This is a genomic window from Paraburkholderia sp. BL27I4N3 (genome assembly GCF_003386115.1).
Lineage (GTDB): Bacteria > Pseudomonadota > Gammaproteobacteria > Burkholderiales > Burkholderiaceae > Paraburkholderia.
The window spans coordinates 66,398-86,283 of the sequence record NZ_QREJ01000003.1 but is presented as its reverse complement, the minus strand read 5'-3'; the positions used below and the strand labels follow the sequence as shown (position 1 = coordinate 86,283).

The 19,886-nt window shown below is 59.0% G+C and carries 19 protein-coding genes and 1 pseudogene; 13 read left to right on the top strand and 7 right to left on the bottom strand.

Annotation, left to right across the window (positions count from 1 at the left end; translation table 11 throughout):
• The first annotated feature begins 102 nt into the window (after window positions 1-102).
• Entirely contained in the window at window positions 103-354 is a 252-nt protein-coding gene (locus B0G71_RS40505) for a hypothetical protein (RefSeq protein ID WP_147308767.1), read from the top strand.
• A 184-nt stretch (window positions 355-538) separates the two neighbouring features.
• On the opposite strand, the gene B0G71_RS40500 is transcribed toward B0G71_RS40505, so the two are convergent.
• Window positions 539-1,489: a tyrosine-type recombinase/integrase gene (locus B0G71_RS40500; RefSeq protein ID WP_116150134.1), complete on the bottom strand. Its 951-nt coding sequence runs from the start codon at window positions 1,487-1,489 to the stop codon at window positions 539-541.
• Window positions 1,464-1,709: a hypothetical protein gene (locus B0G71_RS40495; protein ID WP_404935508.1), complete on the bottom strand. Its 246-nt coding sequence runs from the start codon at window positions 1,707-1,709 to the stop codon at window positions 1,464-1,466. Before B0G71_RS40495 ends, B0G71_RS40500 begins: the two co-directional genes overlap by 26 nt.
• A 291-nt stretch (window positions 1,710-2,000) precedes the next feature.
• On the opposite strand from B0G71_RS40495, the gene B0G71_RS40490 reads away from it, so the two are divergent.
• A complete protein-coding gene (locus B0G71_RS40490) occupies window positions 2,001-2,435 on the top strand; it encodes a hypothetical protein (RefSeq protein ID WP_116150132.1) in 435 nt (144 codons plus the stop codon).
• 305 nt (window positions 2,436-2,740) lie between these two features.
• On the opposite strand, the gene B0G71_RS40485 is transcribed toward B0G71_RS40490, so the two are convergent.
• On the bottom strand, window positions 2,741-3,937 hold the full coding sequence (locus tag B0G71_RS40485; RefSeq protein WP_258875876.1) for a LysR family transcriptional regulator: 1,197 nt from the start codon (window positions 3,935-3,937) through the stop codon (window positions 2,741-2,743).
• Between B0G71_RS40485 and B0G71_RS40480 the strand changes: the two genes are divergently transcribed.
• Window positions 3,908-4,888 carry an amidohydrolase family protein gene (locus tag B0G71_RS40480; protein WP_116150129.1) on the top strand — a complete coding sequence of 327 codons (981 nt, stop codon included), beginning with the start codon at window positions 3,908-3,910 and terminating at the stop codon, window positions 4,886-4,888. The genes B0G71_RS40485 and B0G71_RS40480 overlap by 30 nt on opposite strands.
• Window positions 4,889-5,014: 126 nt before the next feature.
• Here B0G71_RS40480 and B0G71_RS40475 read toward each other — a convergent pair whose 3' ends face one another.
• Window positions 5,015-5,962, bottom strand: coding sequence for a LysR family transcriptional regulator (locus tag B0G71_RS40475; RefSeq protein WP_116150127.1), 948 nt, complete (start codon window positions 5,960-5,962; stop codon window positions 5,015-5,017).
• A gap of 231 nt (window positions 5,963-6,193) precedes the next feature.
• Here B0G71_RS40475 and B0G71_RS40470 point away from each other — a divergent pair, with 231 nt between their 5' ends.
• The 3 genes from B0G71_RS40470 to B0G71_RS40460 all read left to right on the top strand — a co-directional run bounded on the left by B0G71_RS40470 (window position 6,194) and on the right by B0G71_RS40460 (window position 10,340).
• On the top strand, window positions 6,194-7,516 hold the full coding sequence (locus tag B0G71_RS40470) for an FAD-dependent oxidoreductase (protein ID WP_258875875.1): 1,323 nt from the start codon (window positions 6,194-6,196) through the stop codon (window positions 7,514-7,516).
• 145 nt (window positions 7,517-7,661) lie between these two features.
• Window positions 7,662-8,885, top strand: a complete 1,224-nt coding sequence (locus tag B0G71_RS40465; RefSeq protein WP_181917002.1) for a nitrate/nitrite transporter — start codon at window positions 7,662-7,664, stop codon at window positions 8,883-8,885.
• A 228-nt stretch (window positions 8,886-9,113) separates the two neighbouring features.
• Window positions 9,114-10,340, top strand: a complete 1,227-nt coding sequence (locus B0G71_RS40460) for a porin (protein ID WP_116150122.1) — start codon at window positions 9,114-9,116, stop codon at window positions 10,338-10,340.
• Window positions 10,341-10,483: 143 nt separating this feature from the next.
• On the opposite strand, the gene B0G71_RS42485 is transcribed toward B0G71_RS40460, so the two are convergent.
• The gene (locus tag B0G71_RS42485; protein ID WP_258875874.1) at window positions 10,484-10,633 is read right to left on the bottom strand and encodes a helix-turn-helix domain-containing protein; all 150 of its coding nucleotides are present in this window, start codon (window positions 10,631-10,633) and stop codon (window positions 10,484-10,486) included.
• A gap of 77 nt (window positions 10,634-10,710) precedes the next feature.
• Window positions 10,711-10,920, bottom strand: a pseudogene (locus B0G71_RS42845) (recombinase family protein); the annotation flags it as partial.
• An 804-nt stretch (window positions 10,921-11,724) separates the two neighbouring features.
• Here B0G71_RS42845 and B0G71_RS40445 point away from each other — a divergent pair.
• Both B0G71_RS40445 and B0G71_RS40440 read left to right on the top strand, forming a co-directional pair.
• On the top strand, window positions 11,725-13,698 hold the full coding sequence (locus B0G71_RS40445; RefSeq protein WP_116150249.1) for a diguanylate cyclase domain-containing protein: 1,974 nt from the start codon (window positions 11,725-11,727) through the stop codon (window positions 13,696-13,698).
• Window positions 13,699-13,710: 12 nt separating this feature from the next.
• A complete protein-coding gene (locus B0G71_RS40440) occupies window positions 13,711-14,733 on the top strand; it encodes a LuxR family transcriptional regulator (protein ID WP_116150121.1) in 1,023 nt (340 codons plus the stop codon).
• A gap of 165 nt (window positions 14,734-14,898) precedes the next feature.
• On the opposite strand, the gene B0G71_RS40435 is transcribed toward B0G71_RS40440, so the two are convergent.
• Window positions 14,899-15,297 carry a helix-turn-helix domain-containing protein gene (locus B0G71_RS40435; RefSeq protein WP_116150119.1) on the bottom strand — a complete coding sequence of 133 codons (399 nt, stop codon included), beginning with the start codon at window positions 15,295-15,297 and terminating at the stop codon, window positions 14,899-14,901.
• An 88-nt stretch (window positions 15,298-15,385) separates the two neighbouring features.
• Here B0G71_RS40435 and B0G71_RS40430 point away from each other — a divergent pair, with 88 nt between their 5' ends.
• The 5 genes from B0G71_RS40430 (at window position 15,386) to B0G71_RS40410 (ending at window position 19,878) form a co-directional block, all read left to right on the top strand.
• Window positions 15,386-15,631 (top strand): DNA-binding protein, encoded by a 246-nt coding sequence (locus tag B0G71_RS40430; protein WP_116150118.1) that lies wholly within the window; start codon window positions 15,386-15,388, stop codon window positions 15,629-15,631.
• A gap of 146 nt (window positions 15,632-15,777) precedes the next feature.
• The gene (locus tag B0G71_RS40425) at window positions 15,778-16,437 is read left to right on the top strand and encodes a lytic transglycosylase domain-containing protein (protein WP_116150116.1); all 660 of its coding nucleotides are present in this window, start codon (window positions 15,778-15,780) and stop codon (window positions 16,435-16,437) included.
• A gap of 51 nt (window positions 16,438-16,488) precedes the next feature.
• The gene (locus B0G71_RS40420) at window positions 16,489-16,854 is read left to right on the top strand and encodes a hypothetical protein (protein ID WP_116150115.1); all 366 of its coding nucleotides are present in this window, start codon (window positions 16,489-16,491) and stop codon (window positions 16,852-16,854) included.
• A gap of 7 nt (window positions 16,855-16,861) precedes the next feature.
• Complete coding sequence (locus tag B0G71_RS40415) at window positions 16,862-17,296, top strand: VirB3 family type IV secretion system protein (protein ID WP_116150113.1); 435 nt, start codon at window positions 16,862-16,864, stop codon at window positions 17,294-17,296.
• A complete protein-coding gene (locus B0G71_RS40410) occupies window positions 17,296-19,878 on the top strand; it encodes a VirB4 family type IV secretion system protein (protein WP_258875873.1) in 2,583 nt (860 codons plus the stop codon). The genes B0G71_RS40415 and B0G71_RS40410 overlap by 1 nt, the downstream gene beginning before the upstream one ends.
• The last annotated feature ends 8 nt before the right edge of the window (window positions 19,879-19,886 follow it).

Below are 19,886 nucleotides of genomic sequence, written 5' to 3'. Positions count from 1 at the left end.
TTTGAAGACATAGCCAACCAGTGGACGGCGGACGCACCCCCGGGCGCCTACGCGCCCGTGCTACTGCGCGGATACACGACAGGCGAGTACCTTGGCAAGTACATGTCCTCTCTCGAAGTCGAGGAACGCCATCGCCTGGCAGCGCGCTGGACGGCCACGCTCTTTGCCGGCGTGGCGTGCCTGTATGGCGCGTGCCGTAACGGCTGCACAGATTCGGCCAACCGCTTTCCGAGCGTGGGCGCTGGTGTCCAGTACATCCTCAAGCCTGCTCAGGGCATTGTCGCCAATATGGAGTTCGCGCTCGGCAAAGAGGGTAACAACGCCTTGCTCTTCAGGATGGGATACGGATGGTGAGCCGATTGACGTCGGTCGACCCCGCTAGTTCCAGCCTCGGCATTTTACCGTGAACTGCTTTGTTGCCCCGGGGCAGATACCGGTCGCATATTTCGGGTAAGCGGCCAGAAGGGCGCAAAGTGGACTCGAACCAGTCATTCGCGGAATCGCCGCGAGTGTCTCGGTGGCCGATGACAGTCTTTCCTTAATATGCAACCCTGAATGTCGGAGAGTCTTCCGGGCGACTTTTGCGACGGTCGTAAATGCGGGTCGTGGCGATGTTGGCGTGACCGAGCCATTCCTGAACCCTGGCGATATCGGCTTCATGTTCCAGCGCATTGGTCGCCGCCGTCGCCCGGAGGCTGTGCACACCGAAGCCCTGCACCTTGATTTTCGCGGCGGCTGCATACGCGAGCACGATCTTGTAGACGCCATCGGCCGTCAATGCCGCATGGGTCTTTCTGCGTGCCGGCTGGAAGAGGGGGGCAAGGGGTGTTTCGCCGTGTCCTGCCACTTCGAGGTAGGCGTGGATACGTTCTGCGCTGCCCGGATGCAGCGGCAGATAGCGCAGCTTGTTGCCCTTGCCGTGGATCCGCAAGTGCGGCACGCCGCGCCGGGGGTGAATGTCGCGGACCTTGAGCTGGCAGAGCTCTTCGCGGCGCAGGCCGTGATACAGCAGCACCGACAGCAGCGCGCGGTCGCGCTTCCCTTTAAGCGTGGCCGGGTCGGGCGCATCGAGCAGCGCGCGTGCCTGATGGTCGCCGAGCGCGGGCGTTTTGCCGTCGTTGCTGTCCACCTTCGGCCGCTTTGCTCCCTTGACGGGGTTGAAGTCGACCGCATTCTTTTCGCACAGGTATTCGAACAGCGACGACAGTGCTGCCAGCTTGCGGCGGATGGTGGCACCCGAGAGTGCCCGGACTTCAAGCACGGTGCGCCAGGCCAGCACATGCGCGCGCGTGACGATGCGAAAGTCTTCGGGCCGCGTGATGGCGGTGAAATTCATGAAGTCGCGCAGATCGACCTGATAGGCGCGTCGCGTGCGCGGATTGTCCAGATTCGCAAACCATTCGGCTTCGGGGGGCACGTCGGCAAGCTGGTGAAACTGCGCAGCCGTGAGCCGCTGGCCGCGATCAGGAAGCGTTGGCAGTACGGACATGGTTTTCTCCAGGCAGTTCAGCGCGCAGTTCGATACCCTCGGCGCGAATCAGCGCGACCAGTTCGCCGGTGGTGATTTCAAAGCGGTACTCGCGCTGGATGCCGGCCTTGCGTTCATCGACCTCAACGAGGACCACGCTTTTACCATCGTCGCTCGCCTCCAGGCGCAGCGACCGGCACAACCGGCCCGTGTCCGTTTCATGTTGCGTGAGCAGGCCCATTGTGCCGTTCGCGCCCCTGACTGCCAGTTGCCGCATTTCATCCCCGTAAAAGCTCACCTTCCAGACGGCAAGGTTATTATTGATAACATATTTTATCAAGAGTAAGGCACGGGCGGCGCCACCTGCTATTGCGCAGCGCTGGGGGCCGATGTTAATTTATCGTTATGGGTAACGCAAAATAGTCTTTCCACACAGGCGGAGGCGGGCATGGTGAGGGGCAAAGCTATTTCGTTACCGGACGGTCCCGTCCCGGAAAAACGTGGCCGGGGCCGGCCACCCAAGCCCGACGCCATGACGAACGCGCAGCGCCAGGCGGCGTTCCGGGTACGGCACCAGGCGGCAGGAAAATCCGTTACTGTAACAAAAAATAAGCGCGATGAGCTGGCGCTCGAATGCGAGCGACTGCGCGAGGAACTGGCGCAGGCCCGTCGCGCGGTCGCCCGGCACCGCCGCCGCGAGGCGGGTGAGGGCGCAATGCACGTCGCGTCAGTGGTGCTGGGCCAGCCGGTGCCGGACCCAACGGAACCGGACGGGAAGCGGCTGGTGGTGACGCTGGGCGTGCGCGAGTACTTTTCACTTGGGCGGCTGGCGGTACATTACGGCCTCCCGAAACGCGCGGTGGTTGAGCGGCTGCTCTGGTGGGCCGATCACAGCGCCGTGCAGTCCTTTGGAGATGATGACGCAGCGTTTAACCGATACGTAGATCGCGTAACAGGAAAACTATGAAACGTAAAGCTGGAATGGGAGATCCAACGAACACTGCTACGCTCGACATCGAGACCGGCGCATTCCTGTTCGGATACGGCCGCGCTCGCGATGATCATCTGCGCATAGTTGCGACTTGAGCATAGGGGTCGCGCACAGCCGGCCGCCACCGCCACGAGCAAAGCTCGAATATGCGATTTGCATCAGTCAGCACGCGGCCACCAGCGGCCGTTCGTCGAGCACGGCCTCCGGCCGTTGGAACGACCGAACCATCTCGTAAACGGACGCCACGGGGGCAACTCCACGAGCACACTCACTCATATTCGTCACATCACGACGCCACACCGGTCGTCATGGAACAGCTCGTAGACCAGTGTCCGGAGCCACCGATGCCCGTCATCCTTTTGAAACTGCGCGTGCCAGAGCTGAACAATATCCATCGGCGGAATGTCGAACGGCAACGGGCATGAGCGAACGTCCGTTCGACCTGAAAGCGTCTGAGCAAGGCGGCTTGGGATACACGCCACCATATTGCTCGACGCAATAATCCGATCAAGGCTGACTGAGTGCGCGACTTGCATTGCGACACTCCTTGTCTTCCCGTGTTCCTTGAAAATGGCGTCTAATGCTGCTTCAAATTTAGCGTGACTGCCTGCTGTCGGGGTGTAGATCAGATGGTCGGCGTCGAGGAATTGTGCCGACGTCAGCGTTTCTTTTATGCTGGAAGGGCCAGCCCTGAGCAGGGCAACATAGTTTTCTTCAAAGAGGCGTTGCTGATGAAATTCGCCCTCTAATCCACTGAACATTCCGATCGCCAAGTCAATCTGTCCACGCGTCATCATTTGTTGTGCATCGTTCAGTTGCGGATCGACGGTCACTATCCTGACGCCGGGCGCCGCGCTGCGGATTTTAGCAGCAAGCGGTGGTAGAAAGATCGCCTGAGCAAGGTCGCTCACATAGAGGTGGAAGGTGCGGGTGGCCGACGCCGCATCGAACGGTCGATGCGCCTGGATGGCCAGCCGGAATGAACCGAGTCCGTCCGCTACCAGTGATGCGATTTCTTTCGCTCTCGTGGTCGGCAACATACCTTCCCGGGTACTCACGAACAATTCATCTTCAAACAGTGTCCGCAAACGCTTTAAAGCGTTACTGACCGCCGGCTGTGTGAGATGCAATTCTTCGCTCGCGCGCGTGGTACTCCTGCTGCGGTATAACGCATCAAAAACCAGCAGCAGGTTCAGATCGGTGTTGCGCAACGAGGTACTGATGCCTCTGTTTGTCATGATCTTTCCGTCAGGTGTTGCCAGCCATTGACGGCGTGAATGCGCCCATTCAGGAGAGAAATTTAACGCGCAGCCATCACGCCCGTATCCTTCATTCGTCGTGTCGCGGCGTGCTTTTGAGGCGTTCAGCCTACAACAGACGCTGCGCGCAGCCAAGGCTCGCTTCCGACGCCAGCCGTTTTCCCGACCCGACATTATCCAGGAGACATCATGCAAGGCAAAGTTGCTCTCGAAGAACATTTCGCTTTCCCCGACACCATCGGCGACTCTCAACGGTATTTTGTTCCCGACATCTGGCCTGAAAAGCGCCGTCAGCTGATGGACCTTGAGGAGGAGCGTCTGCAGCGCATGGACGCCTGCGGTATCGAGTACACGATCCTGTCGCTCAATGCTCCCGCCGTACAAGCCATCCCGGACACGACACGAGCAATCGAAGTCGCGCGGCGCGCGAACGATTTCGTAGCCGAACAGGTTGCACGGCGACCGAACCGGTTTGGCGCGTTCGCAGCGCTGCCGATGCAGGACCCGGACGCAGCCGCCCGCGAACTGGAGCGCGCGGTGAAGGATTTGGGCTTCGTTGGTGCGCTTGTGAACGGGTTCTCGCATATCGGCAGCGAAGACAATGCAACCTATTACGACCTCCCTCAGTACGTGCCGTTCTGGGATACGGTATCTCGACTCGACGTTCCCTTCTACCTGCATCCGCGCAATCCGCTCGTCAGCCAGCAAAAGATCTACGAAGGCCATCCGTGGCTGCTGGGTCCGGCATGGGCCTTCTCGCCGGAAACGGGTGTCCATGCACTGCGTCTGATTGGCAGCGGCCTCTTTGACAAGTTCCCGAACCTGACGATCGTCCTCGGTCATCTGGGCGAGCTGGTGCAAAACAACATCTGGCGGACCTCGCACTGGGCATCTGCAAACGGCAAGAACCCGCTGGGTGTCAAGGCGGAACGGCCGTTTATCGATTACTTCCGCGAGCATTTTTATGTGACTACCAGCGGCAACTTCCGCACGATTGCAATGCGCAACGCGATGGAAGAAATCGGCAGCGACCGCGTACTGTTTTCCACCGACTACCCATTCGAAGCAATGGAAGAAGCCAGTACCTGGTTCGATGCCGCCGAGATTGGCGAAAACGACCGGCAGAAGATCGGACGCGACAACGCCAGGCGTCTGTTCAAGCTCGCGTAAGGGTCCACGCAGGCGGCCTGGATTTTCGCCGGTCACGACGACAGCCAGGTCACCTTCACCGGCATCATGAGTCGACCAGAAGGGGATGCCGACACAGACTTTCGCACCCCGACGTAAGTGGTACGTTCAATCACCGGCATTCCCCGCCGGTGTTGTCGCTTCCGGATTGTTGTCCGGAGCCGCATCCCACGGCGGGGAATTCGCCAAGTGCCGCCGCAGCCAGTCAGTGAACGCCACAATGTGCGGCAGACGTTCCCGCCTGTTCGGGACGAGTGCCTTCAGCCAGGTGGCCCGCAATGGGAATTCGGACAGGACCACCTGCAACGAGCCGTCACGAAGGCTGTCCCGCACGAGATATTCGGGTAGCACCGCGACTCCGTTACCCGCGCGCGCGGATGAAAAAAGGATGTAATTGTCGTTGGTGACCAGTTTCTGCGGCACGTCGACACTAATAGGGCCAGCAGGACTCTCGAATTGCCACGAAGGACCTTTGGGTCTGAATACGAGACAGTCGTGGTCTGCGAGATCCCGCGGATGCTCAGGCATACGTTGCTTGCGAAGATAAGCCGGAGACGCGCACACGATCCGCTTCAACGGACATAGCGGAATGTCCGTCACGCCCTCATAGCTCTCCGGCAGTCCAGTCACTACGACATCGTAGCCTTCTTCAATGGGGTTGATGGTCCTGTCCACCAGTACGACTTCCATTGTGATTCGCTCGTTTTCGCTCTGGAATGCGCTGACGATGTTCGCGAGATAGAGGACGGTCAGCGTCGTGGGCATTTTGACCCTTATATGCCCTTCCAGAACTCCATCCTGTCGTTTCATGCTTCCCATGACCGCGTCGAATTCGGCGACCAGCGCGCTGGCGCTGGACAGAAACTTCTGGCCGGCGTCAGTCAGAACAAGCTGGCGCGTCGAGCGCATGAAAAGTTGCGAGTGCGTTGTGCGCTCAAGCTCGGTTACCCGCTTGGCGACGACCGAAGGAACGACGTGCATCTGCCGGGAAGCCTCCGAGAAGCTGCCGTGACGGGCCGCCGCGAGGAAAGCCCTCAGATTGAGGAGAGTATCCATGTCTTTTCCAAATCGCGAAAACTGAACCTAAAATATAGCTCAACTACACCTGAAAAAGATCAGATACCATGGTTTTCAATACACAATCAGTGGTCACCCGGTCATCAGGCCGATTGACTCGGAGACAACCGACCGGCGCATCGTCGCGGCGGGGCAGGCGTCTCCATACCTCTGGAGTACACCTTGAACCCACTCTTTTTCTCGAACGAGATCGCTGAACCGGCTAGAAAATTGCCGGTTTATGGCGAGTTCGATGTCGTCGTACTCGGCGGTGGCCCGGCAGGCATCGCGGCGGCAACCAGCGCAGCAAAAAACGGATTGCGCGTTCTTCTCGTTGAACGGTATGGCTTTCTTGGCGGCATGGGCACGGCCGGGGGCGTAACGAACTTTTGCGGCCTATACGCAAACGTGTATGGCGAAATCCGGCAAGTGGTTCATGGCGTCGCGGATGACATCCTGGGCCGTATGGCCGATCTCGGCGGCCTCAACACGCCTCACCTGATTTTCGGAAAGGTGTATGCGCAGTCGTACGATATGTCCGCATTCAAATGTGCAGCAGACGCGGTGCTCGAAGCAGCTGGCGTGCAGATCCTGTTTCACGCCCTCGGCGCAGGTATCAGTCTCTCGGACGATGGAGTCATTCAGGCACTGATTCTCGAAACGAAGTCGGGGCGCGTCGCGGTTCGCGGGAGGGTCTTTATCGACTGCTCGGGCGACGCAGACCTTGCTCAGTGGGCGGGCGTGGCGTTCGAGAAAGGAACCCAGGCGGGAGAGATGCTTTACCCAAGCCTGATGTTCCGGATCGGCGGCGTCAACCCCGACACCACAGGCGAGGCCTGGCTGACGATTCCCACAGTGATGAAAGAGGTTCAGGAAACTGGAAAGTATCGATTCCCTCGCAGCGGCGCGATCGTACGTCCCCAGAAGAATCCGGCCGAATGGCGAGCGAACGTCACACAACTTTCCGATTCAGAAGGACGCGCCACAGACGGCACAGATGCACGAGCGTTGAGCGCCGGTGAACTGGAAGGCCGACGTCAGATTACTGAATACATCAAATTCCTGAAGCACGAGATCCCCGGCTTCGAAAATGCCTACGTTCTCGACATCGCCCCGCAAGTCGGGATTCGCGAGACGCGTCGCATCGTGGGCGAGTACATGCTCACAGGCGATGACGTCCTTTCCTGCGCCCGCTTCGATGACAGCATCGGCGTGAATGGATGGCCGCTCGAAAAGCATGTCGCGGGCGATGTCGTTTGGGAATGGCCGGCGATACCTGAATCTCGCGGATATAACCAGTTGCCCTACCGCATGCTCGTGCCGCGCGACGCGGACCGGACAGCTCGCAATCTTCTGGTCGCCGGACGATGCGCATCAATGACGCACGACGGCCAGTCCGCTGCCCGGGTGACCGGAGGGTGCTTTGTGATGGGAGAGGCAGCGGGCGCAGCCGCCGCGCTGGCGCTGCGCGATAACACCACGGTTTCAAAGATCAAAACGGGAGACTTGCAGCGGGTGCTTCGTAGCCAGGGGGCGTTCCTCGGCGACGATTAACTGTGGCGCGTACCGAAGTGGCATGCGAAGCCTCGGTCCGAACATCTCACTCAAGCGCCCGTTATCCCGATTTAACGCGAAGAACCCTGGCGACATGAACCGCGGTCGTGAAGGGTCACCGGCAACAGATAGGAGACGCAAGACAATGACACGCTCGAAAAGTATGAAAACCTTCTCGGGGCCTACTTTGACGGAAATTCCGGCCTACCGGTGGGTCGTGCTCACACTCGCATGGCTCGCGTTACTGTTCGCGTTCGTTGATCGCCTGGCCTGGGCGAATCTGGCCGTTAAAGTCGGCGGCTCGCTCGGCCTGCCTGTCGCGGGCCTTGGGGCCTTCGTCACCGCGTTTTACATCGGATACGTTGTTTCGAATGCGCTTGGTGGACTCGCGACAGATCGGTTTGGGCCAAGCCGCATGTTGTCTTTCGCACTGGTCCCACTTGGGATCACAACGTTTGCCTTCAGTTACACGACCTCGACACTGATGGGACTCACCATTCAGGTTCTTATGGGATTGGCTGCAGGCGCCGACTATTCCGCTTGCGTCAAACTAACTGCAACATGGTTTGACTTCAAACTGCGCGGCCGGGCAATGGGTATTTTGACAACAGCGTCGTCCGTTGGCGTGGTCGTGACGAACGCCGCCGTCCCGTATCTCTCTTCCTTCGCAGGGTGGGATGGCGTCTATCGCATTCTGGGCGCGGTCACCGTGGGCGTCGGGCTGCTCTGTCTTGCCATCCTGCGTGACGCCGACACCCCGGCAGTCGCTGTCTCGGCCGGGACCACGACACTCGGATCCCTGGCAAAGAACAAGGACCTCATTCTTCTCGCAATTATCGGATTCGGCGCGCTCTGGGGAACCTGGGGCTTCGCCTTCTGGGTGAATGCGTTGATTGTGAAGGGGCATGGTTTATCTGCAGCGCAGGCCGGCGCCATTGCTGCGATGTTTGGGGCTGGCGCCATAGTTTCGAAGCCACTTGTCGGTCTCGTTTCCGATCTCCTTGGGGGCAAACGAAAGTTGATTCTGATTATCTGTTTCGCGTGTTTCGCAGCAGCGCTGCTCATTTTCGGATCGTTACATACCGAGCGGCAGTTCATGCTCGCTGCCCCCCTTCTTGGCGTTACCGCATTCATCTACACACCGCTGATTGTTGCGATGGTCGCCGAAATGGCAGGCCCGAAACTGGTGGGCTCCGCGTATGGATTCACGAACGCTTTCTGGCAGCTCGGGAGCGTCATCGTGCCGCTGGTGGTGGGTGTCGTGTTCCAGGTGACCAACTCTTTCCCGACGGCGTTCGCCGCTCTAGCCGCCGGTCCGGTCGTTGCAACAATAGCAATGTTCTGGGTACGGGAAAGCCACTCGTTCTGATGATGTAGATCTCAACGGAATTTCTATCATGATCCTCTGCACGCCTGTGGATCAATGTCCTCTTGAGGTTCGGGCCCGGTTGCTACGTCGAGTTTTCTGGACGTTCTGAAAATCAGCAGCACTGTTGTTAGCGAGTTCCCGGTTCGAGCTGATAGGAGAGTCTCGCCCGCGAGATGTATCAATGCCGTTCTAGCGTCGTAAATAAGCATAACTAAATTTGGAGATAGTATGAAAAGAGTGCTTGCACTGTCGGTGATGTCTGCATCTTGCGCATGCGCCCACGCTCAAAGCAGCGTAACCCTGTACGGGATCGTGGACCTTGGTGTGACGTACGCAAACAGCACGCAGACTGGCACCGTTCGAGGTCAACACAACGGGGCGAGTCAGGTTGCGCTACAGGACGGTCACGCGAGCGGGCTGTCTGGTAGTCGATGGGGGCTTCGAGGCGTCGAGGATCTCGGGGGAGGCCTGAAATCAATCTTCGTTCTTGAAAACGGCTTCTTCGCGAACAGCGGTGCGCTTGCTCAAGGAGGCGCATTATTTGGACGTCAGGCTTACGTGGGATTGGGCTCCGACAACGTCGGCACGCTCACTCTCGGGCGTCAGTACGACCCCTATATCGAAGCCGTCCAGCCCTTCGCAGCGTCGTCCAACTTTGCAGGTTACATGGGTTCGCATCCGAATGACCTTGACAACCTCGGCAATACGAACCGGATCAATAACTCGATCAAGTTCACCTCGCGCTCGTTTTCCGGTCTAACTGTCGGGGGCCTCTACAGTCTCGGCGGTGTAGCTGGTGATTTTTCGCGTAACCAGATCTGGGCGCTTGGTGCAAACTATTCGTCTGGTCCGTTCTCTGTGGGACTGGGGTATCTCAACGCGCGCGATCCGAATATCTCGTACTACGGCAACACGCCCAATAAAGGCGTCGCCACAGTAAATAATCTCGGATCATTCGGCTCGCCGACGACAGCACAGGTAAATCCTGTCTATGCCGGTTACGCGTCGGCACACACTTTCGAAGTGGCAGGTGCTGGAGCCAAATATACCTTCGACAGCACGACTGTGGGGTTGGTCATGACAGGCACGCGCTACTCAGACCTCGGATCGACAGAGGCTCCGAATCCGCTTCGATATAGCGGAAACGCCACCTTCTGGAATGCGGAGATTAATGTTAAGCAATACCTGAGTCCGGCGCTTCTCGTCGGGGCCGCTTTCGACTATACCAACCGCAACTCGGTTAATGGGGACGGGGGAGCCAAGTATCTGCAACTGGACTTTGGCGCAGATTACAGCCTCTCCAAGCGGACTGAGGTTTACGGACTCGTGGTAATGCAACGCGCGAGCGGACGAGATTCGTTGGGCCAGGAAGCCGTGGCAAACATCAGCGGCTTTACAGCGTCAGCCACCGACAAGCAAGTCGGGATTCGAGTTGGCATCCGACAGAAGTTTTAAGAGACTGCTCGCGCGCTTGGGACGGAGGGAGGGGGACCGGCGTGCGCGTCGTTCGACCGGCGGATTTGCCCGGATATCCGACACTCGGTAGCGATGTCTTCGAGTGACGGTAGAGGGTCGCTAGCGGGCATCCTCAACCATATTCACGCGGCGCGCTCTGCGCGCTGCGACAGCAGCCGGAGCAGCGTCGATCGGTGGATGCCGAACAGTGCGGCGATTTCCTGCATGCTCGTGTTACCCTCGTCGGCGAGCCGACAGATTTGGACGAGCTGCGCCGGCGTGAGCGTCGGCATGCGGCCGAACCTCGTGCCGCGCGCCTTGGCCGCCGCCCGGCCGTTGCTCGTGCGTTCAACGATAGGCTGCGTTCGAACTCGGCCATGCCGCGGAACACGGTCAACACCATGCGGCCGGCCGGCGTCGTCGTGTCGGTCCACGGCTCGGCGAGACTGCGCAGGCCGGCCGCCGCGGCAAGGCGGGAGAGCCGACGTTTTACGCGTGCGAAAATGGTCGCACTGTTGGCACCCCTACGCCAACGCAAGCCAACGTCTGGCGTGTTGACGAGGCGGTGCGGAACCGTCACTACTGTGCTGACTGCGACGGCTCAGGTGTCGGCGCCGCGAAATCGTGTTGGGCGTGAGCGGCATGGAGTCAAACGGAGAGGATATGTTTCGATGCTTGTGGGCGGCCGCAATTCTGCTTGCTGTTGCTTCGACCGCAGTCGCAGGGGAACACTACGTTGAAATCTGGAACCCGCCTGAAGCGCGGCTGCAGCCGTCCGGGAAGGGCAAGCCGAGACCAGGCAAGATTGCGGTGCTCTCACATCACGTATCGAAAGCTACACCGCACCGGGTCGCAGACCCGGTAACGAAATCCTTGCCGAACAAACGCGTAGGGAACGGGCCGGGTAAGGTTGCGACGCCGCGCGCGACAGACCTTCCTCGAATAATGACGCCCGAAGGGAACGTGCTCCGCGTGCGCGATGGGGGAGCGCCGGTCGAGGTAGTCCAATAAAAAAAGTCTGTCTGGAAAGGAGCCGGGCTCTCTGAGGTGCCGGGCCGTATTGTTCCTGCCGCAGAGCAAACGCCTTCTGAACGGCCGGGGCTCCGGTCTCGAGAAGATGGATAAGGTCGCAGGCAATATCGATACCGCTGATCTCCCTGATGCAACTAGGACCCCGAATGGGAGCGGGGTCGCTGCCAGCACATGTCAAAGTTACATAGGATAACGTAGGATGGCAACGTTCGTTCCGAAACTCATCTCCCATAGCGATGAAGCACGCATCATCTTGTGCTTCTATGCGAGCCGCATAAAAAATGATTGCGCAGCATGTAACGTTTTGTAAAAGCGTCCTACTCCATCCGTCAGACGATTTATGGTTTTCCGAATGGATACGTACGAACGCGAAGCGATAGACCTGTTCCGGGCGACGTTTGAAACGCTGAGTCCGCGCTGGCAGTTGTCCCACGATAGCAACGCCCTTGAACTGAGCCCGATTACCGGACCAGTCGCCGCAGCTATAAAGCTTTCGTCCGAGCAAGCCACACAGATCCGCACAATTGCCGGTGTCACTTCGAGCGTCACTGTTGACGCGCTGCTGTTTGAGAAGAAGTTTCGTCTTCACCTGGTCGGTCGGAAAATCGATCGAACCAAGTGGGCAGGCACGGCCTCTCCAAGCGTTGATGCTGAAGCTGTCGCGGGCGATCTGGCGCGCGGGCTGTCATTTGCAGAAACGGTCCTGTCGGAAGTCAATTCACTGGTTGTGATCCTGAATCGCGACGGCAATATTCAACGGTTCAACCGCTTCGCCGAAGAGCTTTCCGGCCTCAGGGAAGCTGACGTCATCGGGAAAAACGCATGGGACCTGTTCATGTCCGAGGAGGATGGAACTGAGTCCCGTCAGAACATAGAAGGGTTTTTCCTGCGCGGCGAGGCGTACGAGGTAGAACGGACGGTAAAAACGATCAGGGGTCCGCGACTGTTCCAGTTCCGCAACAAGTTCGCGAGAACCGGAGATCGTCCTGACGACACGTTTCTGATCTGTTCGGGCATCGACATCACAGAAGAACGACGGGCTCGCGATCGCCTGACCGAGTTGGCGAATAACGATACGTTGACCGGCCTAAGGAATCGGAACTACCTGATGGATCGCCTCGAGCATCTGATGGCGACTCCGAAAAGCATTGATCGTCTCGCGCTTCTCTTTATCGATCTCGACAACTTCAAGCGAATCAATGATTCTCTCGGACATAGGGAAGGGGATCAACTGCTCAAGCAGGTGGCGAAACGCCTGCAGCGCGTCGCCCGTGATGAGCAGGAGGTCATTCGGGTTAGCGGCGATGAATTCGTGATCGTCGTTAGCGGTGACTTTGCCCGCTTCACAGCGCAGGAGTTGGCAAACCGCGTCGTAGAAGACTTTGACCTCGCTTATGTTTTGCGCGCGAATAGCTATCGGATGCGGGCAAGCATTGGAGTGGTCGAGCACGTGCAGCAGGGAGACAACGCATTCGATCTTCTTACACGTGCTGACCTCGCGATGTATGCGGCCAAAGCAGTTGGTAAAGGAAAGGATATCAGCGCGTGCCATGCATATACGCCCGAACTGTCCGAACGCGCTGAGCGCGGATTGGAGTTTTATCAGGCGCTCCAGTATGGGTTTCTCAGGAAAGAGTTCGCGCTGGACTACCGAGACTGCTATACGGTCGACGGAACGGCACGCGGCCTTCTTGCTTTAGTGCGGTGGAATCGCGCCGGCACGACTCCCGTGGAGGGACGCGAGCTGTTTTCAATGGTCGAGTCGTGCGGCTTCGGCGTCCAACTCGGCGAGTACCAGTTGACCGAGGCGTGCCGGCAGTTGCAAGAGTGGCGTGCCGCTGGGCAGTTTGTTGAGCACGTTACCCTGGATGTGCCGTATGCGCAGCTCGTTGACGGCGACCTTGCTGGCTGCGTATCCGAATGTTTGCGTGAGCACGCGATGGACCCGTCGGCCCTGCGCCTGATCGTCCAGAACCGCCCGGATCAGACCGCAACTCATGTTCTCGACAAGCTGGAGACGATACGTTCCACAGGCGTGCAGATTTTCGTTGCGCTTACGGCCGACTCGGCATTTCCGAATCTGGCGAAGCTGCATGTTGACGGCCTTTGCCTCCACGAAGAGTTTGTGGGGCGCGTAGCTTCTGAGCCGGTTTCCCGAGCACTCGTTAAAGGCATAGTCGGCGTCTGTAACGAGATGGAACTGAGCGTCCTCGTTCATGGGGTGGACAGCGAGGAGCAGTTCAGGTGGCTCACGCAATTCCCCGAAGCTGAGGTGCAAGGTCGTTTCGTTACCGACGCCTTCTCCGCGACGGGTTCATCGATGTAGAGGCGGACATCGATGGACGAGAAAGTGATCGAGGCGGCTACACCCGCGCCGCTGCATGAAGAGGAACACCACATTTTCAACGAGTGCGTGGAGTTGAGTCTGTCGCAGGACTCCATTCTGACGCGCAGGTTAATCCGGAGCGATGGCGCGTCATTCAGTCAGATTGTCGCGATAGATAGGATGGACGATCTATCGGACTTTGCGACAGCTGATCCATATCAAACCCGCCTCGAGGGGAGTTACGATCGTATCAGGCAGAAATGCGTCGCTGCCATGGGGAGTGAGCGCATGAAGGAGGTCAAAACTGGCGATCCCGTAAGGTTAATTGGCGAGATTTCAATGTGCGCGACGGAAGGCGCGCTGCTGTCCAAGGTGCGCACCATCATTGCGAGTCTAGGCGGAATGCAGTTCACTTACCAATGGATCCGTTTTAACGGAGCGAATCCTTCTACCGGCGATTCCGTGGAATCACGTTACCTCGTCGGTTGCAGGCCTGCCTGGACACAACAGTACATCGCAAGGCTGTGGTACATGAACGATCCGTACGTGACCTATGCCAGAAAGAATGTTGCACCTGCGCTTGCGTCGCACGTAAATGTGCATCGCACCGATCACTGGCTGGTGACAGAGGCGCGTATGCACGGCTTTGCGAGCGGGATCGTTGCCCCGGCGCATATCCATGGCCATGGTCTGGTCGGACTACTACATGTGAGCAATTCAATCCGGGCGCCCGATGGCGAGGGTGTGTTGTGGGACAACCGGGTGCTATTTCGCGCCATCTCGTCGGAACTCCTGGACTGGCGCGTGTCGCAGGTACGCCAGAATGCGCTGGTGAAGTACGAGCTCAGCGAACAGGAGACAGAGATTCTGCGGATGCTGCGCGATGGTGCAAGCGCATCCCACGTCGCGGATCAACTGGGCATGTCAAAGCATACGGTCTATAAAACAATCTACCAAAGGATCACCAGAAAAACGGGCGCAACGAGAATTACAGATGCCGTCGAAAAAGCGGCCGCCCACGGCCTGCTTGACTGAATCTGTTGCCGTAATCTGCCGCATCCATGCCGCGCAAAATAATCAGGATAACTTGACATCGCGCTTGTGCATACTAATTCGGTGGCTTGAATTCGCCATTGCCGCTGCGCCATAGTGTCACTACCGTACAAGTGCGATAGCGCGGATTGCCGCGTAATCAAATAGTCAGGAAAGAAGGTCGATTGCTTTCTGCGCGACGAGCGGATCCACCTGACCAGTTTCGGAAGCGGTCTGATAAACGAGGGCGAACAGCTTGGCTTTCTTTTCAACGTCCATGGAATGCCCGGCGGCGGAAATACTGGTTTCGACAATGGTGAACACGCTTCGTAGCAGTTGCTCATCAACGGCGCCGTAGCGCGGAGCTCGTTTCCCCGTCAGCAAGTACGACACATCAAAGTCGTGCTCGAGCAGGGTCATGAGATAGCCAGCGTCCGGATAGCGCTGCTCTTTTTCGTAGGCAGACTGTGTCTTGCGGTTGATGCCGGTCCATTCGGAGATGTTTCCCTGAGTAAGTCCGAGCCGGTCACGCTCTTCGGCTAGGCGCACACCAAACGTAGATGGCATATAAATTGGTCTTGTATGTTGCGAATGGTACAAAAATGTCCCATACTGGTAGCAATTTGTCGTAGGCGATCAGTATACGGGCCACCGCATGGCACTGAAAACATTGGAAGAAGTTCGCGCAGAGTTCGACCGGTGTGGCGTCTCCGTTTCGGGCTGGGCCGTAAAACATGGAATCCCCCGCAACATCGTCAACGGCGTGTTGCAGGGAAGACTGAAGGGCAAGCGCGGGCACGCGCACAACGCCGCGGTTTTGCTGGGGTTGAAGGACGGCGTTGTAAATCGTGAGGAGGCGCTCGAGCCAGATCGTTGCGAGGTACTGCCGGGCAAACAGTAGGTGAGGGCGTAGGAGCGGCCAGCGTCAATGTTGCGAGCATTGGCGCCGACCTGACCAGTTGTTGGAACCTGAGAGGTCGACAATGGCTAAAGCCAATATATCGTTCGGGCACAGCCGCCGACATAACGTAGGCGAAGGGGGGAGTCATGCTTGATTTCAACTCCCTGGCCCAGCAATGCGCGCCGAACGTCCACCCTACGACGCTTCAGGCGGTGGTGAGGACTGAGTCCGGCTTCAATCCGTACGCGATCGGCGTCGTTGGTGGCCATCTTGTTCGCCAGCCGCATGATCGTCCTGAAGCCGTGGCAACGGCGAAGGCGCTGCAAGCGCAAGGCATCAACTTCAGCATGGGTCTTGGACAGGTCAACAAGGCAAATCTCGCCCGCTACGGACTGACATACGAAACAGCCTTCGATCCGTGCGAAAACCTGCGGGCAGGTAGTGCCATCCTGAGCGACTGCTATCAGCGCGCGGCCGCTGCAAAGGGACAGGGCATAACCGCATTGCGTGCTGCTATCAGCTGTTACTACAGCGGTAATTTCACCCGTGGTGAGACAGCCGACGCGGGGGGCACCAGTTATGTCCAGCGCGTTGTTGCGAACGCCCAGGTGGCGGCAGGCCCAACCAATGTCGTTCCTGCGATTCCTGTTGTGATGGACAGTCAGTCCGGCAAACCCGCGCACGCCGCAGCGCCGGACACCAAAACCTCTGCCGCGCACCGCGGCGGCCCCAAACAACGGCTGGACGCAGCGCACCCGTCGTGGGACGCGTTCGGCGATTCCACCTGCGACGACAGTTGCAACTGATCTGATCCGCGACGACGCAGCCTGATCTCAACCACGTGAAAAGGAGAAGCCATGTATCGCAATGCGAAGCTCGTGACTATGCAATTAGTACAACTGAAGGGTAATTCATATCGCATATTCGCGCAGCGATTTGCGAATCGCATACGCCAAACGGTAGCCGTAGGTGTCGTGCTCGGCCCGCAACTCGCATTTGCCGGCGGTGGTCTCGATTCAGCAACCCAGGGCGCGACCACCTTCAAGATCTGGCTCTATTCGTTCCTCGGCGTCTGTGCGGCCTGCGTGCTGATGTGGAAGGGCGCGGAATGCTGGGCCGATCGCGCGCACTGGAGCGAGTTTGTGACGATGTGCGGCAAGGTGGCGGTGGTGGGCTCGGTGGTCGGCGTGCTCGCGCCGTATCTGTGGAACATGTTCAGCTGAGAGCGTCATGTCGGAAAAGAACACCTATCCCGGCTTTAATGGTCTCGGCCGCACGGCGGCCATCTGGGGTGTCCCGTACATGGCGATGCTGGTCGTCGTAGTCGCCTCGATGTTTGTGGGCGTACTGATCTCGTTTTTCGTCGGCCCGGGCGGCCTGCTGTTCGTTTTTCTCGGATTTCCTGTGCTGCTCTATTTCAAGCACGTGTGCGAAACCGATGATCAGGGTCTGCGGATCATGTGGCTGGAGCTGCGCTGCCGGTTCTACTTCTGGCGACTGCGCGTGCGGGCGCGCGTCAATGCGGGGCGCGCCGCGCCGCAGTTCGGCAACACGGCCACGCTTGCGCCGCTGCGCTACGGCCGGCAACGGCGGGTCTACCGCGACTTCCTCAAACCCCTGTCGAGCGGTGAACGCCGGCTGCGTGAACTCGAAACGGATCAGTGATGAAAGGCAAACCGATGGAAGGCAGACCCGCCGTCTCCAGCGAGATCCTTGGCGCCATTGGCGCGGTTGAGGACTGGCTCCCGAAGTTCGGTCATCCGGTCACGAAACACGTTCAGCACCTCGAGGGCAACCGTTTCATGGTGACGCTGGCCAAGCGCGGCGTGCCGTTCGAAGTGCATGAAAACGAAGCGATCGAGCGCATGTTCGATCGCGACACCGAAACATACAGCAAGCTCGGCCGCGATCTGGGTGGCCGGCTTGGCTATCACGCGGTCTTCACGCGCCGGCGCGTGAACTTCGAGCATGCGTACCGTTTCGGTCCGCGTTTCATGCAGTGGTTCGCGTCGGTGCATGTGGGGAAGTTCCATGAGGAGAAATTCTTCGAGAACCGCTATTACCTGTCGCTGATCCTGAAATACGAAGATTTCGACGATGGGTTGAAGGAGATCGAATCACTCGCCCAGCAGGCGCTGCTGCAGTTCGCCGACTACGAGGCAGAGTTGCTCGAAGTGTACGGGCGCAAACACATGAACGGCACGCCAATGCTGTTCTCCAGGCAGTACGGTTTTATAAGCGATCTGGTCAATGCGGTGCAGGGTGATCTGCCGGTGGCGGCGGAGCCAGGCACGGACATCATCCCGTCGAGCTATCTGCATTTCGGCTACAACGCACTGTCTATTCAGGGCCCGGGCGTGCCGGCGTCGCGTCAGTTCGCCACCTGCTACGACCTGCGCGGCTGTCCGGACAAGCCAGGCTGGGGGCAACTCGACCCGATCATCTCACTGCCGGTGGAGTTGACAGTTGCGCACTCGTTCAACTGCATGACCGGCTTCGAGTCGAACCGCACGATCGATTCTGCGATCAACAAGCTGGAGTCCGCCGGCGACAAGGCGAAGCATCAGGTCAGGGAACTGCGCGATGCGCAGGGCTATGTGAACACGGGTGAACTGTCGTTCGGCGAGTATCACGGCGCCGCCATCGTCTATGGCGAGACAGCGAAGGAGGCACTGGAAAACGGCAACCTGCTGGCGTCGCGCTCGCTGAACGAATGCGGCGTCGAATGGGCGCTGGCAACGGGCTCCGCACCATTCACCTACTTCTCGCAGGTACCAGCGGCCAGGGTGAAGCCCCGGCCGAAGGTGCAGTCGTCGCGCAATTTTGCATCGATGCACGCGTGTCACGACTATTCGACCGGCAAGGCCGAAGGCAACCCGATTGGTGACGGATCGGCCATCATCCCGTTCCGCTCGGCCTCTGGCATGTATCACTACAACCACCACGCGACGCGGCGGGGCGATATCAACGTGGCGGAAAAGCTTGCTGCCCATAACGAACTCAAGGGTACGACCGGTACCGGCAAGAGCATGTTGGCTGCGGCGATCACCGGCATGCTCTCGCGCTTTGACCCGCTCCTGTACGTCCTCGACAAAGGGCGTGGCTGGGAGGTATTGATCCGTGCAATGGGGGGCGCCTATGTCAATCTGGAGAAAGGCAAGCCAACTGGGTGGGCGCCGTTCGAGCTGGCCGACACCCCGGATAACCGCGAGTTCCTGTACGGGTTGACGGAACTGTGCGGCCGGAAAAACGGCGTCGACCACCAGGGCCGTCAGATCAGGATCGATCTGACGGCCTCTGAGAAAATCCAGTGCCGCAACGCCGTCGATGCGGTCATGGGCATCGAGGATGTGCGCCTGCGCCGCTTCAGTCTGCTGCTGGACAGCATTCCGGACGAAGGCGATGACAGCCTGCGTGCGCGACTGTCGATCTGGTGCAAGTCAGAGGGTGGCCGGTTCTGGTGGGTCTTTGACAACCCACCCAACCTGTCGCTGAACATGAGCGAGCAACGCTGGATCGGGTTCGACGTCGAGGCGTTTCTCGTCGAGAACTATGAGCCGTCGGAACCGGCGTTCGCTTACCTGTTCCACCTCAAGAAACTGATGCGCAGCGAAGGCCGGCTGATGCAGACGGTGATCGAGGAGTACTGGCTGCCGATCCGCTTCCGCACGATCCGTGAGCAGATCGAGGAAACGCTTGCCAGCGGTCGCAAGGAGGGTGAGTTTCTCACCCTGATCACACAGCAGCCGGAGCAGGGTCAGAAAGCAGCGGATCTCTTCCCGGCCCTGCGCAGCCTCGTTGCGACCAAGCTCTGGATGGCCGATCCGGCGGCGGAAGAAGAGGCCTATCTGCGCGACGGCATGACGAAGAAGGAATTTCGCGAGTTCAGGAAGCTCACGCCGCAGGCTCGGCGCTTCCTTATCAAGCAGGGCAACCAGTCGGCCTTCGCGAGTTTTGATCTGACCGGGCTCGATGACGCGATCGGGGTGTTCTCCGGTGACCGCGAAAACGTGCTGATCTGCGACGCGGTGCGCGCGGAGCTCGGCGACGATCCGGACGTCTGGTTGCCCGTCTATCTGGAGCGCGTGTTCGAACGCAAGCTGCGCACCCGGCTCGCGGCAAAGCACGGCACCGATGAGCGTTTGTGGTCCGCCGAGTTGCAGCGCGGCCTCGAGCGCAAGCGTGCCGAGCTCGCTGATATCTACCCGTCGGCGCAACACGTCAATACCGAAGCACTCGCCGTATGACTTTACTG

Coding starts and splice junctions, on each gene's coding strand:
- B0G71_RS40485 (WP_258875876.1), bottom strand. CDS start 3,937: ATGTTCTTCGAGAGCAACTTTGCCTTGCATGATGTCTCCTGGATAATG.
- B0G71_RS40425 (WP_116150116.1), top strand. CDS start 15,778: ATGCTTGATTTCAACTCCCTGGCCCAGCAATGCGCGCCGAACGTCCAC.
- B0G71_RS40440 (WP_116150121.1), top strand. CDS start 13,711: ATGGACGAGAAAGTGATCGAGGCGGCTACACCCGCGCCGCTGCATGAA.
- B0G71_RS40435 (WP_116150119.1), bottom strand. CDS start 15,297: ATGCCATCTACGTTTGGTGTGCGCCTAGCCGAAGAGCGTGACCGGCTC.
- B0G71_RS40490 (WP_116150132.1), top strand. CDS start 2,001: ATGACGAACGCGCAGCGCCAGGCGGCGTTCCGGGTACGGCACCAGGCG.
- B0G71_RS40420 (WP_116150115.1), top strand. CDS start 16,489: ATGTATCGCAATGCGAAGCTCGTGACTATGCAATTAGTACAACTGAAG.
- B0G71_RS40445 (WP_116150249.1), top strand. CDS start 11,725: ATGGATACGTACGAACGCGAAGCGATAGACCTGTTCCGGGCGACGTTT.
- B0G71_RS40430 (WP_116150118.1), top strand. CDS start 15,386: ATGGCACTGAAAACATTGGAAGAAGTTCGCGCAGAGTTCGACCGGTGT.
- B0G71_RS40415 (WP_116150113.1), top strand. CDS start 16,862: ATGTCGGAAAAGAACACCTATCCCGGCTTTAATGGTCTCGGCCGCACG.
- B0G71_RS42485 (WP_258875874.1), bottom strand. CDS start 10,633: ATGCCGACGCTCACGCCGGCGCAGCTCGTCCAAATCTGTCGGCTCGCC.
- B0G71_RS40505 (WP_147308767.1), top strand. CDS start 103: ATGTCCTCTCTCGAAGTCGAGGAACGCCATCGCCTGGCAGCGCGCTGG.
- B0G71_RS40465 (WP_181917002.1), top strand. CDS start 7,662: ATGACACGCTCGAAAAGTATGAAAACCTTCTCGGGGCCTACTTTGACG.
- B0G71_RS40500 (WP_116150134.1), bottom strand. CDS start 1,489: ATGTCCGTACTGCCAACGCTTCCTGATCGCGGCCAGCGGCTCACGGCT.
- B0G71_RS40475 (WP_116150127.1), bottom strand. CDS start 5,962: ATGGATACTCTCCTCAATCTGAGGGCTTTCCTCGCGGCGGCCCGTCAC.
- B0G71_RS40460 (WP_116150122.1), top strand. CDS start 9,114: ATGAAAAGAGTGCTTGCACTGTCGGTGATGTCTGCATCTTGCGCATGC.
- B0G71_RS40410 (WP_258875873.1), top strand. CDS start 17,296: ATGAAAGGCAAACCGATGGAAGGCAGACCCGCCGTCTCCAGCGAGATC.
- B0G71_RS40480 (WP_116150129.1), top strand. CDS start 3,908: ATGCAAGGCAAAGTTGCTCTCGAAGAACATTTCGCTTTCCCCGACACC.
- B0G71_RS40495 (WP_404935508.1), bottom strand. CDS start 1,709: ATGGGCCTGCTCACGCAACATGAAACGGACACGGGCCGGTTGTGCCGG.